This window comes from Rhizobium sp. R711 (assembly GCF_002211365.1).
Taxonomy (GTDB): Bacteria; Pseudomonadota; Alphaproteobacteria; order Rhizobiales; family Rhizobiaceae; genus Rhizobium.
On sequence record NZ_LOKZ01000035.1, the window covers coordinates 167696 to 183503 of the forward strand.

The 15808-nt window shown below is 60.0% G+C and carries 15 protein-coding genes; 8 read left to right on the top strand and 7 right to left on the bottom strand.

The window, feature by feature from the left end; genetic code table 11:
* Positions 1-6: 6 nt before the first annotated feature.
* Entirely contained in the window at positions 7-1419 is a 1413-nt protein-coding gene (gene chrA / locus ATY80_RS23060) for a chromate efflux transporter (RefSeq protein ID WP_088694629.1), read from the bottom strand.
* Between the two features lie 324 nt (positions 1420-1743).
* Between chrA and groES the strand changes: the two genes are divergently transcribed.
* The 3 genes from groES to ATY80_RS23075 all read left to right on the top strand — a co-directional run bounded on the left by groES (position 1744) and on the right by ATY80_RS23075 (position 5011).
* On the top strand, positions 1744-2040 hold the full coding sequence (groES, locus tag ATY80_RS23065; RefSeq protein ID WP_007530391.1) for a co-chaperone GroES: 297 nt from the start codon (positions 1744-1746) through the stop codon (positions 2038-2040).
* 73 nt (positions 2041-2113) lie between these two features.
* On the top strand, positions 2114-3754 hold the full coding sequence (gene groL, locus ATY80_RS23070; protein ID WP_088694630.1) for a chaperonin GroEL: 1641 nt from the start codon (positions 2114-2116) through the stop codon (positions 3752-3754).
* Positions 3755-4564: 810 nt separating this feature from the next.
* Positions 4565-5011: a hypothetical protein gene (locus ATY80_RS23075; protein WP_189637243.1), complete on the top strand. Its 447-nt coding sequence runs from the start codon at positions 4565-4567 to the stop codon at positions 5009-5011.
* 64 nt (positions 5012-5075) lie between these two features.
* Here the strand turns inward: ATY80_RS23075 and ATY80_RS23080 are convergent, their stop codons facing one another.
* A complete protein-coding gene (locus ATY80_RS23080; protein ID WP_088694632.1) occupies positions 5076-5786 on the bottom strand; it encodes a glutathione binding-like protein in 711 nt (236 codons plus the stop codon).
* A gap of 215 nt (positions 5787-6001) precedes the next feature.
* Here ATY80_RS23080 and ATY80_RS23085 point away from each other — a divergent pair, with 215 nt between their 5' ends.
* Complete coding sequence (locus ATY80_RS23085) at positions 6002-6424, top strand: DoxX family protein (protein ID WP_088694633.1); 423 nt, start codon at positions 6002-6004, stop codon at positions 6422-6424.
* Between the two features lie 81 nt (positions 6425-6505).
* Here the strand turns inward: ATY80_RS23085 and hisG are convergent, their stop codons facing one another.
* Genes hisG through hisS form a run of 3 tightly spaced genes read right to left on the bottom strand, consistent with a single transcriptional unit; the run spans position 6506 to position 9835 of the window.
* Positions 6506-7201 (bottom strand): ATP phosphoribosyltransferase, encoded by a 696-nt coding sequence (gene hisG, locus ATY80_RS23090; protein WP_088694634.1) that lies wholly within the window; start codon positions 7199-7201, stop codon positions 6506-6508.
* Positions 7201-8319 (bottom strand): ATP phosphoribosyltransferase regulatory subunit, encoded by a 1119-nt coding sequence (locus tag ATY80_RS23095; protein ID WP_088694635.1) that lies wholly within the window; start codon positions 8317-8319, stop codon positions 7201-7203. The genes hisG and ATY80_RS23095 overlap by 1 nt, the downstream gene beginning before the upstream one ends.
* A 1-nt stretch (position 8320) precedes the next feature.
* The gene (hisS, locus tag ATY80_RS23100; RefSeq protein ID WP_088694636.1) at positions 8321-9835 is read right to left on the bottom strand and encodes a histidine--tRNA ligase; all 1515 of its coding nucleotides are present in this window, start codon (positions 9833-9835) and stop codon (positions 8321-8323) included.
* A 138-nt stretch (positions 9836-9973) separates the two neighbouring features.
* Here hisS and ATY80_RS23105 point away from each other — a divergent pair, with 138 nt between their 5' ends.
* Positions 9974-10732: a hypothetical protein gene (locus tag ATY80_RS23105; RefSeq protein WP_088694637.1), complete on the top strand. Its 759-nt coding sequence runs from the start codon at positions 9974-9976 to the stop codon at positions 10730-10732.
* 34 nt (positions 10733-10766) lie between these two features.
* On the opposite strand, the gene ATY80_RS23110 is transcribed toward ATY80_RS23105, so the two are convergent.
* Positions 10767-12758 carry an ABC transporter ATP-binding protein/permease gene (locus tag ATY80_RS23110; protein ID WP_088694638.1) on the bottom strand — a complete coding sequence of 664 codons (1992 nt, stop codon included), beginning with the start codon at positions 12756-12758 and terminating at the stop codon, positions 10767-10769.
* A 226-nt stretch (positions 12759-12984) separates the two neighbouring features.
* On the opposite strand from ATY80_RS23110, the gene ATY80_RS23115 reads away from it, so the two are divergent.
* Entirely contained in the window at positions 12985-13326 is a 342-nt protein-coding gene (locus ATY80_RS23115) for a hypothetical protein (RefSeq protein WP_245306920.1), read from the top strand.
* Between the two features lie 71 nt (positions 13327-13397).
* Positions 13398-13757, top strand: a complete 360-nt coding sequence (locus ATY80_RS23120; RefSeq protein ID WP_088694639.1) for a DUF305 domain-containing protein — start codon at positions 13398-13400, stop codon at positions 13755-13757.
* Between the two features lie 53 nt (positions 13758-13810).
* Here ATY80_RS23120 and ATY80_RS23125 read toward each other — a convergent pair whose 3' ends face one another.
* Positions 13811-14860 carry an aldo/keto reductase gene (locus ATY80_RS23125; RefSeq protein WP_088694640.1) on the bottom strand — a complete coding sequence of 350 codons (1050 nt, stop codon included), beginning with the start codon at positions 14858-14860 and terminating at the stop codon, positions 13811-13813.
* 238 nt (positions 14861-15098) lie between these two features.
* On the opposite strand from ATY80_RS23125, the gene ATY80_RS23130 reads away from it, so the two are divergent.
* On the top strand, positions 15099-15803 hold the full coding sequence (locus tag ATY80_RS23130; protein ID WP_088694641.1) for an HAD family hydrolase: 705 nt from the start codon (positions 15099-15101) through the stop codon (positions 15801-15803).
* The last annotated feature ends 5 nt before the right edge of the window (positions 15804-15808 follow it).

Sequence of the window (15808 nt, forward strand, 5' to 3'; positions counted from 1 at the left end):
CATCGACTAGAGGACGGCGATGGCAGCCTTGACCAACAGACCCGCAGCGGTGGACACGCCGATGACTGCCAGGATGCCGACCTTGAAGCGAAAGCGCACGACGGACGCCAGCACGAATATCCCGAGCGCCGCGAGATCGAGCGTCCACCACTGTGGCCAGGCGACGCTGACGATCGGCAGCCCGGTCTTGCCGGAAAGGAGCGCCACGCGACCGACCTCGGCAAAAAGCACATGCAGGCCGAACCATACGGCAAGATTGAGAATGACGCCGACCACGGCCGCTGCAATCGCCGAAAGGGCGGCCGAGAGGTTCTCATTGTTCCGCAGCCTGTCAATGTAGGCAGCCCCGGCGAAGATCCAGACGAAGCTCGGCACGAACGTTGCCCATGCGGCGAGGAAGGCGCCGAGAACACCACCGGCCAGCGGCGCCATGGCAACGGGGTTGCGGTAGCCAGCGAGAAAACCGACAAAGCAGAGGACAAGGACGAGCGGCCCGGGCGTCGTCTCAGCAAGTGCCAGTCCGTCGAGCATCTCACCGGGCTGAAGCCAGGCGTAATGACCGACGGCGACTTGCGCGACATAGGTCAGAACGGCGTAAGCGCCTCCGAAGGTAATGACGGCCATCTTGGAGAAGAAGACGAAGATCGCACCGAAGACGTTGGTTTCGCCGCTCAGCGTTTCGGCGATCAGATCCGTAGGCGCGTCGAGGCCACGAATGAAAAAGAGCGGTGACTGCCAGACGAGGATCCAGAGCACGAGCACTACAAGTGGCTTTGCGATCGCATGCGTCGCTACCGCCGGAAAACGCCTGTGCGGAGAGGTTCGCGGAAAGGCTGGCGCTGCCAGTCGACGCTGGCGATGCCTCGTCCATAGCAGTCCTGCTGCTCCGGCCAGGATGATAACCAGGGGAAACGACAGGTTCAGAAGGAAGAGAGCCAGGAACGATGCTCCGGCCACATAATAATGAAAGCGTTCCTTCAACGCTCGGCGTCCCATCCGGAGCAATGCCTCGATGACGATTGCCAGGACCGCCGCCTTCACACCGAAGAAGAGCGCAGGAAGCCAGGTCGCTTCCTGAAAGACGGCGTAGAGGCTCGACAGCGCCAGGATGACAAGGAAGCCAGGCAATATGAACAGCAGGCCAGCAATAAGGCCACCGCGTATGCCGTGCATCAGCCAGCCCATGTAGGTGGCTAGTTGCTGGGCCTCGGGCCCTGGCAGCAGCATGCAGAAATTCAGCGCAAGCAGAAAGCGCTCTTCAGAGATCCAGCGCTTCTCGTCGACGATGGTCCTATGCATGAGAGCGATTTGGCCGGTCGGGTCGCCGAAGCTCAGACAGCCAATCCGCGCCCAGACGCGCGCTGCCTGTCGCAGCGTCGGTACCGCCACGCTTTCCTCTGCCGCGATCGCCTCGTTCACGGTTGTCGCCCCTCTCGCCCCAAGGCGCTCGATATCATCGGCACGCCTTTACGACAATCCTGGCGCCAAAGGGCTGCACTTAGCTTTTTCAGAGATAGAAGCTCACGAAAAGCTCGATCACCGCGCAGCCTGTCGCACTTCCGACAAGGATGTGCTGTTAAGGCTGTTTGCGAGGACGGCAAAGAAAAATTGCGGCCGTTCTTGACTCCCCGATAGGCCACTCCTAAATGCTGCCTCGCTAGCACTCACCAATGAGGAGTGCTAACACCCATCCGTGCGGGCCGCTCTCGGCCCGCGAGTGTCATTTGATCGAGGGATTAGACAATGGCAACCACCAATTTCCGCCCCCTTCACGATCGCGTCGTCGTTCGCCGCGTTGAGTCCGAAGAAAAGACCAAGGGCGGCATCATCATTCCAGACACCGCCAAGGAAAAGCCGCAGGAAGGCGAAATCGTCGCCGTCGGTTCCGGCGCTCGTGACGAGTCCGGCAAGGTCGTCGCGCTCGACGTCAAGGCTGGCGATCGCGTTCTGTTCGGCAAGTGGTCCGGCACCGAAGTCAAGATCAACGGCGAAGACCTTCTGATCATGAAGGAAGCCGACATCATGGGCATCATCGGCTAATCAGCCGTTTTCCCCTTTCCGATTTTAGCTACGGGCCCAAAGCCCGGACAACTCGAATTCAGGAGTTTCAATCATGGCAGCTAAAGAAATCAAGTTTGGCCGCACCGCGCGCGAAAAGATGCTGCGTGGCGTCGACATTCTCGCTGACGCAGTGAAGGTAACGCTCGGCCCGAAGGGTCGTAACGTCATCATCGACAAGTCCTTCGGCGCTCCGCGCATCACCAAGGACGGTGTTTCGGTCGCCAAGGAAATCGAACTGGAAGACAAGTTCGAAAACATGGGCGCCCAGATGGTCCGCGAAGTTGCTTCGAAGACCAACGACATCGCCGGCGACGGCACGACGACCGCAACGGTTCTCGCTCAGGCAATCGTCCGCGAAGGCGCCAAGGCAGTTGCTGCCGGCATGAACCCGATGGACCTGAAGCGCGGTATCGACCTCGCTGTTAGCGAAGTCGTCAAGGATCTCCAGGCCAAGGCCAAGAAGATCAACACGTCGGAAGAAGTTGCCCAGGTCGGCACGATCTCCGCAAACGGCGAAAAGCAGATCGGTCTCGACATTGCTGAAGCAATGCAGAAGGTCGGCAATGAAGGCGTTATCACCGTCGAAGAAGCCAAGACCGCTGAAACCGAACTCGAAGTCGTCGAAGGCATGCAGTTCGACCGCGGCTACCTCAGCCCGTACTTCGTCACCAACCCGGAAAAGATGATTGCTGACCTCGAAGACGCCTTCATCCTCCTGCACGAGAAGAAGCTCTCGAACCTCCAGGCTATGCTGCCGGTTCTCGAAGCTGTCGTTCAGACCGGCAAGCCGCTCCTCATCATCGCTGAAGACGTCGAAGGCGAAGCTCTTGCTACGCTCGTCGTCAACAAGCTGCGCGGCGGCTTGAAGATTGCTGCTGTCAAGGCTCCGGGCTTCGGCGATCGCCGCAAGGCCATGCTTGAAGACATCGCGATCCTCACGGGGGGGACGGTCATCTCCGAAGACCTCGGCATCAAGCTTGAAAATGTCACGCTCAACATGCTTGGTCGCGCCAAGAAGGTTTCGGTCGAGAAGGAGAACACGACGATCGTCGACGGTTCGGGCGCCAAGTCCGACATCGAAGGCCGCGTTGCCCAGATCAAGGCCCAGATCGAAGAAACCACCTCCGACTACGACCGCGAAAAGCTGCAGGAGCGTCTTGCCAAGCTCGCTGGTGGCGTTGCCGTCATCCGCGTCGGTGGCTCGACGGAAGTCGAAGTGAAGGAAAAGAAGGACCGCATCGACGACGCGCTCAACGCGACGCGCGCTGCTGTTCAGGAAGGTATCGTACCGGGCGGCGGCGTTGCCCTGTTGCGTTCCTCCGCCAAGATCTCGGTCAAGGGCGAGAACGACGACCAGGAAGCCGGCATCAACATCGTTCGCCGCGCTCTGCAGGCTCCGGCCCGTCAGATCGCCGAGAACGCTGGTGACGAAGCTTCGATCGTTGTCGGCAAGATCCTCGAAAAGGGCCAGGACAACTTCGGTTACAACGCTCAGACCGGCGAATATGGCGACATGATCGCCATGGGTATCGTCGACCCGGTCAAGGTTGTTCGCACGGCTCTGCAGGACGCAGCTTCGGTTGCTTCGCTGCTGATCACCACCGAAGCCATGATTGCCGAGCTGCCGAAGAAGGACGCTCCGGCTGGCATGCCAGGCGGCATGGGCGGCATGGGCGGCATGGACATGATGTGATAGGCAAAGCCTATCGCAGGATGTCCGTAAAGCTTCGCCCATGCACTTAAAGTGGTTCAGTGCGACAAGCGCGCTGAACAGGCGGCATGGACATAATGTGATAGGCGAAAGCCTATCGCTGACGTCGTCCATAAAGCTTCATCGATCTATCTCCGGTTTTCCCGGAACAGGAAGGGCGGTCTTCGGACCGCCCTTTTTCGTTTCGACTCTGATTCGCTGGATTGCGGTCGAGCGTGTTTTTCAATTGTTAGCTGAAACGTTTAAGCAGATATCTGAGCGTAGCTCGCGTTTGGCGAGGCTTTCGCAAAGCTTGCGGGTTTGCATTTTTTCGTCCGGAGGCTGTTTTCCATTTCGATGCAATTTCATGCAGATTTGACTGCATCGACGGCAACTGAAACCGTTTACACCCTCAAAAATTGCAGTCTTTTGGCTTTCTTTTAAATCTCCACACCACGTCAAGCTCCCTTTCCACTCACAGTAGAGACCAGCGGCATGCAAAAAGCCGGTTGCCGTTTGCATAAAAGTGCCTATAAATCCGCGCTGCATTCGGCGCGCGTTCATCGGCCGACGGTCGCGACCGACAACGATCCCGACCACGAGAGCGCGAGACCGAGCTCGGGAAGAACCCCTCCCGACGATACATCATAAGTTGTGTAAGCTTTCGGCGAAATTGGAAACGGTTCCGTTAGAAGAACCGGCAGTCCAGACCCCATTTCGCAGGTGCCCGTGCATGAAGCGCGGTGCAGCTTGAACCTGCTCATTTTTGCCGGACGTGCAGCGGGGGAAGCTGTACCTAAGCTGGGGAAAAACTTGTTCAAAATCGCGAAAACCAACGCCGCGGCACCGCTCATGCCGGGCTCACTGGATATCAGCAATCACGATCCTGAAATGCTGGCGCAGTTTTCCATTTCGGAAACCTGGGTCGCAGACTTTTCCAGCGGCGTGATCCACCTCAAGGAATCGAGCGCCCTGCTGCACGGGCTACCGGCCCGGGAATGCGGGCTTCTCAGCCTCATGCGCTGTTATGACCCCAAGGATCACGCACACATCCTGGAACTCTTCGAGCAGGCCGCTACGCTTTCGTCGTCCTTCTGCTTCTCGACGACGATCATAATGTCGAATGGCTTCCGTCAGCCGTTGTTCTGCATGGGCGAGTCGAACGGGCATGACGATGCCTACCACGGCAGCATGCTTGGCGTTTTCGTCTTTCCGCGTTTCAAGACCAATGTCGGCAACGAGTTTGCGCGCCGCCAATAGCAGCGTCCACGAGACAAGAGCCGGCCCCTGTGGGACCGGCTCTTGTCGCTATCTTGCTTCGGCTTTACTCAGGTCGCGCAGGTATACTCAGGCCTTTTCCGGATGCCGGCCGGAGGATGCAACGCTCGAGCCAGTCCATGACAGCCGGGAAGCTCTTATAGTCCAGCACCTCCCGGCCGCCGTAGAAGATATCGGCGCCCCGGAGCCACGGGAATGTGGCGATATCGGCGATGGTGTAGAGATCACCCATGATCCACTGCCGGCCCTGCAGCCGTGCTTCCAGCACACTGAGCAGCCGCTTGGATTCGTCGCGGTAGCGCTCCATCGGGTAGGAGTTGTTCGTGACCTTGTCGGCCGCGAACTTGTAGAAATGCCCGAACTGCCCGAACATCGGCCCGATTCCGGCCATCTGGAAGAAGACCCACTGGATCGTCTCGTAGCGCCCGGCCGCGTCTGACGGAATGAGCTTGCCGGTCTTCTCGGCGAGATAGAGCAGGATGGCACCGGATTCGAAAAGGCCGATCGGCTTTCCGTCCGGACCATTGGGATCGATGATCGCTGGAATACGCCCGTTCGGATTGAGCGACACGAATTCCGGAGATTTCTGGTCATTGGTGCTGAACGAAATCAGATGCGGCTCATAGGGCAAGCCGAGTTCCTCGAGCGCGATCGATATCTTCACGCCGTTCGGCGTCGGCAACGAGTAAAGCTGGATAATGTCCGGGTTTGCTGCTGGCCAGCGCGTCGTGATTGGAAAAGCGGAAAGATCTGCCATTGGGGTCTCCATCTTGGGTGGCCGAACATAGAAGAGGGCCAACGCCGATGGCAAGGCTGCCTACTCACTATCTGTCGTTCAATATTAGAGAACAAAGTGTCCCCTTCCGTCTATCTTTCCACTACGGCAAAAAAAGGCGACAAAGTGGCATCGAGGTTGATAGCGTGCCGGGGGCACAACGACCTCAGACGTCATTCAAACGGAGACAACGTCCCATGTCGAATACCAACAACCTCATCATTCTTGGCGCCCGCATCCTACTCTCTTTCATGTTCATCCTGGCAGGCTTCGGCAAGCTCGCCGATGCGGCTGGCACTGCCGGCATGATCGCCGGGGCTGGCCTTCCGGCAGCGACCGCCCTCGCCTATCTCGCAGGCGCCTTCGAACTGCTGACCGGCCTTGCCGTTCTCGTTGGCTTCCAGACGAAGATCGTCGGCTGGCTGCTGGCTGGCTTCTGTGTGTTCACGGCCGTTCTCTTCCACCTGCCCTACGCCAGCGGCACGGAACTGGTTAACATCCTGAACCAGATCATGGTCATGAAGAACATCACGCTGGCCGGCGCCTACATCCTGCTCGCCACCTACGGCCCGGGCGTCTACTCGCTCGACGCACGTCGCGGCGCCTACGCAGCCGCCTAAGCGATCAGGCATCCTCCCAGGCATGAAAAACCCGCCGTTCACGAGACGGCGGGTTTTTTCATGCGATTATTCGAAGATGCGTCAGAGCGCCGAACGAACGGCGTCGATCAACCGCTGAACTGTCGCGTCATTCGCGTGGCTTTCCTTCCGTGCCCTGACGAAGCAAGCCTCGGAGCGAAGGACGACACCGTCTGACAGGACTTTCAGGTTGTTCGCCCGAAGGGTCGAGCCGGTCGAGGTGATGTCGACGATGATATCGGCCGAGCCCGAGGCTGGCGCCCCTTCCGTTGCCCCAAGGCTTTCGACGATGCGATAAAGCTGGATGCCATGCTGGCTGGAGAAGAACTGCTGCGTCAGCCGCCAGTATTTGGTGGCGATCGCCAGGCGGCGGCCGTGGCGGGCACGAAAATCGGAGGCGACATCGCCAAGATCGGCCATAGTGTCGACGTCGAGCCAGATTTCAGGAACGGCAACCACGACATCGGCATGGCCGAAACCGAGACGTGCGCACAACTCCACACGCTTGTCGGCCTCCGCCAGGCCCTCGCGAACGAGGTCTTCGCCGGTGACGCCGAAATCGACGGTGCCGTTGCCGAGCTCGCGAGAAATCTCGGAGGCGGAGAGAAAGGCGACTTCGACGTCGTCCCAGCCTTCGACGCGTCCGCGGTAGGAACGATCGTTACCGACAGCGGTGATCCTGATGCCGGCGCGTTCGAAGATCGCCGAGGCATCGTCTTTCATGCGGCCCTTGGAGGGCAGTGCGATAGTAATCGTCATCAGGCAGCCCTCTCGGCTTCGATGCGATCCAGCCAGAGCGAGAAGCCGACGGCAGGAATGCGTTCCTTGGCGCCAAGGAAGGTCATCAGGCGATCGAAACGGCCCCCACCGGCGAGAACCGCCGACGTGCCCTGGACGCCAATCTCGAAAACCAGACCGGTGTAGTAATCCAGCGGACGGCCGAAAGCTGCTCGGTAGTCGATCAGCGCCAAATCGACGCCGGCATTCGCCAGAGCCGCCACGCGGCCGTCGAAACGCGCCAGCGCGTTGCCGAGCTTGAGGCCCGCGGCATCGGCAAAGCCAGCGAGCGCCGCCGAGGCATTGATCAGCGGCACGTTCAGCGACAGGAATTCCTCAAGCACGCGGAAGGCCGCGTCATCGAGGCGCGTTTCGGAGAGGATCAGCTTTTCCTTCAAGCGACGCGCGATTTCCAGTGGCGAGCGGCTGGCGTTCGTCGAATAGCCCGTCGCCTGCATGGTCGCATCGATATGCGCGACCAGTGCGGCTTCGTCGTCGGCGGCAATCAGCTGCGCGATCTCGTCACTCAGCCCGGTCACGAACTGAGGGCTGACAAGGCTCGCCAGCAGAGCCTCGAGCTGGCTCATATTGCCGAACGCGTGGATCAGCCGCTTCTGCCAGCCGAGCGGCAGGCCAAGCGCCTGCACGACCGCCTCGAAGACCGCTTGATCGCCGAGCGTCACTGCAAGACGCTTGCCGGGAACGACACGCTCCAGCACGCCGATCGCATCACCGATCGCCCGCGCATCGGCCGCGGCAATGTTGATGTCGCCAAGATCCTCGATCCCGGCCTGATAGAACTCGTTGCCGCCTTCGCGTCGCTGGCGGAAGACCTCGCCGAGATAGGAATAGCGCTTCGGCGTGCCGGTCGCGCTCTCGATGTGGCGCAGACAGACGGGGATCGTGAACTCCGGGCGCAGGCAGAGGCTGGCGCCCGTCTCGCTTTCAGTCATGAAGATGCGCCGACGAAGATCCTCACCAGCGATATCGAGAAACGGTTCGGCCGGCTGAATGACGGGCGTGTCCACCCGCTCCGTCTTTCGCGCCGCAAACTCTGCAAGGAGCTCGCCGGAGAAGTCCGGCAGGTTGATAAGGGCCATCTCAGCCCGCCCTCTTCCGGTCTTCGGCCTGCGCCGCCAGAATTTCCTTTACCTTGGCGACAAGATCGCCTTCGGCAACAGTTTCCTGTGCGACGCGCGCCTCACGCCAGCTGGCGTTGTCCTCGATCTCACCCGACAGGCGTTTGCCCTCGATCAGGTCCTTGATCTGCACGACGCCTTGCGCCCGCTCGTCGCCGCCCTGAATGATGGCAACGGGGCAGCCGCGGCGATCGGCGTATTTGAGCTGGTTGCCGAACTTCTTCCAGTTGCCCTGGAACATCTCGGCGCGGATACCGGCCTTGCGCAGTTCCTGCGTCATGCGCTGGTAGCGGCCCATGGCGTCGACGTCGCCATCCATGACCGTCACGAGAACCGGCTCGACGACCTTGGCTTGGCCGAGCTTGCCGAGATTCTTGAGCGCCGTCATCAGGCGCGAGACGCCAATAGAGAAGCCGGTGGCCGGAACCGGCTGACCCATGAAGCGGGATACGAGGCCGTCATAGCGACCGCCGCCGCCGACGGAACCGAAGACAACCTTCTCGCCCTTCTCGTTGGTGACGTCGAAGGTGAGCTCCGCCTCGTAGACCGGGCCAGTGTAGTATTCGAGGCCGCGGACGACGGAGGGGTCGATCTTGATGCGGTCGGACTGGTAGCCGGCGCTTCGTACCAATGCGCCGATGAAATTCAGTTCCTCGACACCCTCGCCGCCCTTGGACGTCCCGGCAACCAGCTCGGCAAGCTGCGCGGCGCTTTCGGCGTAGTCCTTGATGCCGACGAAGAAGAGAACCTTGTCGATCTGGGTCCGATCAAGGCCGGCACCCTTGGTGAAGTCGCCGGACTCGTCCTTGCGGCCGGGGCCGAGCAAGAGCGTGACGCCTTCCGGACCGAACTTGTCGAGCTTGTCGATCGCGCGCAGCACGTTGAGACGCTGGCCGGCCTTGTCATCACCGCCAAGACCGATCGCTTCGAGAACGCCGTCGAGAACCTTGCGGTTGTTGACGCGGATGACGTAATCGCCGCGCTTGATGCCGAGGGCTTCCAGCGTATCGGCCATCATCATGCACATTTCCGCATCGGCCTGCACGCCAGGCGCACCGACGGTGTCAGCGTCGAACTGCATGAACTGGCGGAAGCGACCGGGGCCGGGCTTCTCGTTGCGGAAGACCCAACCGGCGCGATAAGTGCGGTAGGGCAGCTGGATCTCGTTGAAATTCTCGGCGACGTGACGGGCAAGCGGCGCCGTCAGGTCGTAGCGGAGCGACATCCACTGCTCGTCATCGTCCTGCAGCGAGAAGACGCCTTCGTTCGGCCGGTCGGCATCGGGTAGGAACTTGCCCAGCGCATCGGTGTATTCGAAGAGCGGCGTTTCGACAGGATCGAAACCATAATGCTCGTAGACTTCCCGGATCTTCGCGGTCATTTCGTTGACGGCGCGAATGTCGGCTGCCGAACGATCGACGAAGCCGCGTGGAAGTCTGGCCTTGAGCTTTTGTGGTTTCTTCTGCTTGTCGTTCATTTCCAAGGTATTCCGCTAGCTGTGACAGTGGCGGTTTCCTAGCGGAAAGGGCCGGGTGCGGCAAGGGCGAAGGCCCTTGATCCGGAACACAGAATCGATTGAACGAGGGAGAATGGATCGAATGGCAGGAGCTCTATCATGATCGCAGAGGCGCTTCTCTATGCCGCGACCGTTCCGGTGACGCGGAAGGCGCATCGCCGCTTCATCCGATACTCCGTCAATCTCTGGTCCCGCGCCGGCCGCTGCAGCCGGCAATGGGCGGTGCACGAGGAGCAAAGCAAGAACGCGGTGAGGAGTGCCCTGGTGGGCCTGCGACAGAGGAGAACGGCGGTCGTCCTCGGCTCAGGTCTGCTGCGCGACGTGCCGATCGAGGAACTGGCACGGACCTTTGATACCGTTGTGCTTGTCGACCTCGTGCATCTCGCCTCGGTGCGCCTCTGGCTCCGGCTCAAAGGGTACAGCAATGTTCGGCTGATCGAGCGCGATCTCTCGGGCTATGATGAGCTTGCGGTCGGTAAGCAACCGGAGCCGCTCGCCTTCCTGAGAACCGTTCCGTATCTCGATTTCGTAGTCTCGGCCAATCTCCTTTCCCAGATCGGTCGCGGCGCAAAACGCCGCTACGAGGCGGAAGAGAAAGGCGCCATGCCCGCCGATACCGTGACGCAACTGATCGAGGCGCACCGGTCAGCCTTGGAGGCGGCGCCCTGCAAGACCTGCCTGGTTACCGATGTCTCCTATGCCGTCATCGACCGCCACGGAAAGGTTCATGAGGAGACGGACCTATTGCATGGCGTGGCGCTGTCATCTGTTCAGGCCACCTGGAAATGGGCCGTGGCGCCACTCGGAGAAGAGAGCGCCGACTATCAGATCGTCCATGAGGTCGTCGCCGCCTATTGAGGCTTCTTCCACACGTCGACCGAACTAGGCGAGTTCAATTTTTATTCTGGGGAAGCGCCGCTTTGTTCGAGGTCGTGCTGCCTTTCGGCAAGGAACGCCGGTTATCAACAAGGCGCAAAAGCAAATTCCGCTTTCTCTTGCGCTGGACAAGGTCAACATCGCTGACAAGCTTTGCACCACCCTCGCGCCGTTCTAACGTGATCTTGCGGCTATGGAAGGCTTCCAGCTCGGCTCGATGCGCTACGCTTATGATGGTGACCTTCGGCAATTCCTGGATCACCATCTCCATCATCTTGTCCTGGCTCTTCTCGTCGAGGGCTGACGTCGCTTCGTCCAGCACGATGATATCGGGATTGTGCAGCAGCAGACGCGCAAACGCGAGCCGCTGCTTTTCGCCACCCGACAATGTCTGGTCCCAGGGCGCGTCTTCCTCGATCTTATCGGTCAGATAATCCAGCCCTACCTTGTCGAGGGCCGCCTTGATCTCATCCAAGGTCCAGCGATCGGCGGCACCGGGATAAGCGACGGCACGGCGGAGCGTGCCGGCAGGGATGTAAGGTCGTTGCGGCAGCATGAATAGTTGCCTGTCGGCGTGGAAATTGACGCTGCCATCACCCCACGGCCAGAGACCTGCGATCGCCCGCACCAGCGTACTCTTGCCCGAACCGGATTCACCCGCCACGAGCACCCGCTCACTTGGTTCGATCTCGACCTGGGTTTCCTTGACCACGGCGGTACCGTCGTCAAGCGATACGGAGAGATCGCTTAGACTGAGCATCACATCGCCTTCCGTTTCACCGCGCTTGATGCGTCCCAAGGCGTCACTCTGTTCCGCGCGCTCGAGCCCGTCGAGCGACATCATCAGCGACGCGATGCGCCGTGCACAGGCATTCCAATCGGCGAGACGAGGATAGTTGTCGACCAGCCATCCGAATGCGCTCTGAACGATCGCAAAGGCGGAGGCTGCCTGCATGACCTGCCCAAGGGTCATACTGCCTTCGAGAAACTTTGGCGCGCAAAGCAAGACAGGCACGACTGGCGCGAACAAGCTCGATCCCTGCGAAACAAGCGTCGTGCGCATGTGCTGGCGTGCAAGGAGCGCCCATTGCCTGAGCACATTGGTAAAGGTCTTGTCGAGGTCGCTACGCTCCTCCTCTTCACCGCCCAGCAGTGCGATACTCTCGCCGTTTTCCCGCACATGCGTCAGCGTATAGCGAAATTCGGCTTCCGCCTGATTTTTAACCTCCGAGACGTGGACGAAATTACGGCCGATGACCGCCATCGAACTGGACGTGATCGCTGCGTAGAGTACCGCAGTGATGACGAGGAAGCCGGGAATGGTGACGATCGACCCTGCAATTGTCAGATGCAGGGCGCCGCCGATCGTCCAGAGTACCACAATGAAGGTCGAGGCCGACAGGAATGCTGAGATGACGCCGGCGATGAAATCGACGGGTGATTCCGTGGCAATCCGCAAATCCTCCGAGATGCGCGCTTCGGGATTCTTGTGGTCGCCGCCGATCAGGTTCAACTGATAATAACGGCCGTTTGCAAGCCAGCGCGCGATCATCGCGGTCGTAAGCCAGGAACGCCAGCGGCGCTGGATCGTCATACGAAGGGCGACCTGTGTAGTGACGAGGATTATGCTTCCGAGTACGAGTGGCAGGAATACGGCGCTCAGAAAATATACAGTACGGGCATTGTGCTGCTCGAGGGCGTCGAAGATTGCGCGATTCCAGAGATTGATTCCATACTGGAAGCCGACATTGACGACGATCAGTGTCAATAGCCCGAGTGAGCAGGGCCACGCGAAGCTGTCGCCGCCGCGACCCCAATAACCGCGCGCGCTGATCCAGAAACGCGTCAGCAAGTATCTCTTGCGCGCCTGCTCGGCCTCCTCAGCCGTCAATTCCGGATCGGGCTCAACGACATTTGGCGGCGGCGCAACTTCGACAGTCGATGCCTTCCCGGCATGGTCTGATTTGGCACCGCCGACCGACTTCGGATTGAATTTAGCGTCCGTCATAACCGCGACAACGGCTTAAAAATCGAAAGGTTTCACGGTGCCAATGTCGAACTTGGTTGAAGGCCTGTCGAGAAATGGAGCCAATCGCGGCTCGAATTCAATTTCAGCCAGTCGGCCCGAATCTGGCTACCACGCCCGTAGCGTCTGCCAAATCAACAAAAAGCGGCTTGGCATCTTCGCTTCCTGTTCCTATTTTGACAGCATGCGCTTTCTTGCAATCATAGCGATGGTATTCGCTTGGCTTGCTTATGGCACCATGTCCGCTTGGGCTGGCTGCCCGACATGCCTGTCCATGCAGGCCGCCGCTTCGAAAGCCAGCGTCGAGCATCAGCATATGAGCGGGATGGATATGGGCGAGAAAGCCAAGTCGCCCGCCCCGCAACAGGATCCCTGCTCGGCAGCCGGGATGGTGCACATGCCATTCTGCTCGACCTGTCTTGTCGTGCCGCCACCGATGGCTTTCGGCGAAGCCGGCAAACAAGCATTTTCCTATCCTGCGCCCGGAGCGGCTCATGCCATGCGGGATGCACGCCCTGCGCCACTGGCGCCTCCTCCCCGGCTTGCCTGACGGGTTTTCATGAACTGCTGCGGCCCCGGCCGTGCATTGAATTCCAATATCAGACAGAGGAAGGAAATCCCATGTCTCTGAAAGTTCTCGCCATCGCTGCAACGCTTGCACTCTCGACTGCATCTGTCTTCGCCGAAGACATGAAGATGGACATGAGCAAGCCGATGGGCGACCACAACGCGTCCAGCCATGCCTTTGCTAAGGCCAATGCCAAGATGCACAAGGACATGATGCTCAAGTATAGCGGCGACGCCGATGTCGACTTCGTCCGCGGCATGATCCCGCACCATCAGGGTGCGATCGACATGGCGAAGATTGAGCTGCAATACGGCAAGGATCCAGAAATTCGCAAACTCGCCGAAGCGGTGATCAAGGCCCAGGAAGCCGAGATTGCCGATATGCAGGCCTGGCTCAAGGCACACGGCAAGTAATCGCGACGGACGCCGGAGCAGCAGGCTCCGGCGTCCGCCTCAGAAGACCTCGATCAGGCCTTCGGCTGGAATGGCTCGGGTCGGCGGCCAGATCCCTGCCGCGCAAGCATCCAGCCGGGATACTCAGGCGCGAGCTCGCTGACCTCGTCCAGCTTCTTCAGGTCGTCTGCATCGAGTTTCAAGTTGACGGCCGCAAGGTTCTGGTCGAGCTGCTCGACGCGCTTGGCCCCGATGATGACCGTCGTCACGAAAGGCTTCGCGAGAATGTAGGCAAGCGCCACGGTCGCGACGCTCGTGCCGTGCTTCCCAGCGATCTCGCGCATGACGGCAACGCAGGCCCAGGCGCGATCCTTGTCGACCGGCGGGAAGTCGAATGAGGCGCGGCGCCCTTCCCCATTGTCGGGTGCTCCCGGCCCATACTTGCCGGATAGAAGCCCGCCAGCCAGCGGCGACCAGACCATCAGGCCAAGCTTTTCTTCCTGCATCATCGGCACGATATCGCGTTCGAGATCGCGGCCGGCGATCGAATAATAGGCTTGCACGGTTTCGAAGCGCGCAAAGCCGCGTCGTTCCGAGATGCCAAGCGCCTTGGCGATGCGCCACGCCTGCCAGTTGGAGACACCGATATAACGCACCAGACCGCGTGACACGAGATCGTCGAAGGCCCTCAGCGTCTCGTCGATCGGCGTGACAGTATCGGTGGCGTGTATCTGATAGAGGTCGATATGATCGGTCTGTAGCCGCTTCAGGCTCGCCTCGACCGAATCCATGATGTGGCCACGCGAGGCGCCGCGGTCGTTCGGCTTGTCGCCCATGACGCCGTAGACCTTTGTGGCGATGACAACGTCCTTGCGGGGAACGCTCAGGTTCCTCAGGGCCTGGCCCAGCAGCTTTTCGGATTCGCCGAAGGAATAGACGTCGGCCGTATCGATGAAGTTCACGCCTGATGCAAGCGACCTCTCGACGATCTGGTCGGCAGCCTTCTGGTCGACGTCGGCGATGGAACCCCAGATATTGCCTTCGCCGGCAGCCCCAAAGGTCATGGTGCCGAGGCAGATTTCGGAGACGAATAGCCCCGTATTTCCAAGTTGATTGTAACGCATGGTCGAAGATTTCCTCGTGACGACCGTAGGCAGTGCCCACGGACAGATGAATTCATTTTTGGTTATTGGCCTGCGCATGACAGGAACAGCCGGAATACGGCTGCGCGGGAGGCAGTAACGATGTAAGGCGAGACGGCAGCATTTCAACATGCCGTGTGCTCACGTTACGCCCCTCGTGATCCCCTTGTTTCGCGTCCATCTTTCAATAGATTCCAATCAGATCACTCGGAGATGGGCGATGACGACTCGCACGCTGACAACCATCGGCTTCGATGCCGACGACACGCTCTGGCAGAATGAGCAATATTACCGGCTGACCGAGGCGCATTTCACCGAATTGCTGGCCGATTATGCAGATGGCCCTAGGGTCTCGGAGCGCTTGCTGGAAGCAGAGAAGCGCAATCTCCGCCACTATGGCTTTGGCATCAAGGGATTTACCCTATCGATGATCGAGACGGCAATCGAGGTCACCGACGGCAAGGTGCCTGCCAGCGTCATTGCCGGCATCCTCGACACCGGCCGCGATCTGCTTTCCCACCCGGTCGAGACGTTGCCGCATGTGCAGGAGACGCTGGCGGCGCTCTCGGAACACTACCTGCTGGTGATGATAACCAAGGGTGACCTTTTCGATCAGGAGCGCAAGCTGGCGCAGTCCGGGCTCGGCGACTTCTTTCACGCCATCGAGATTGTCTCCGACAAGACCGCTGTGACGTACCGGCGAATCTTCTCCAAGGTCGGCGGCGGTCCGGAACGGGCGATGATGGTCGGCAACTCGCTCAAATCAGACATTGTCCCCGCAATCGCCGCCGGCAGCTACGGTGTCTTCGTGCCGCACGAGTTGACCTGGGTCGTCGAGCATGTCGAGGAACCGAAGGACGCACCGCGCTTTCGCAAGATCGAACATCTCGGAGAACTGCGCGGACTGATCGAAGGCCTGGGCTGACCCGT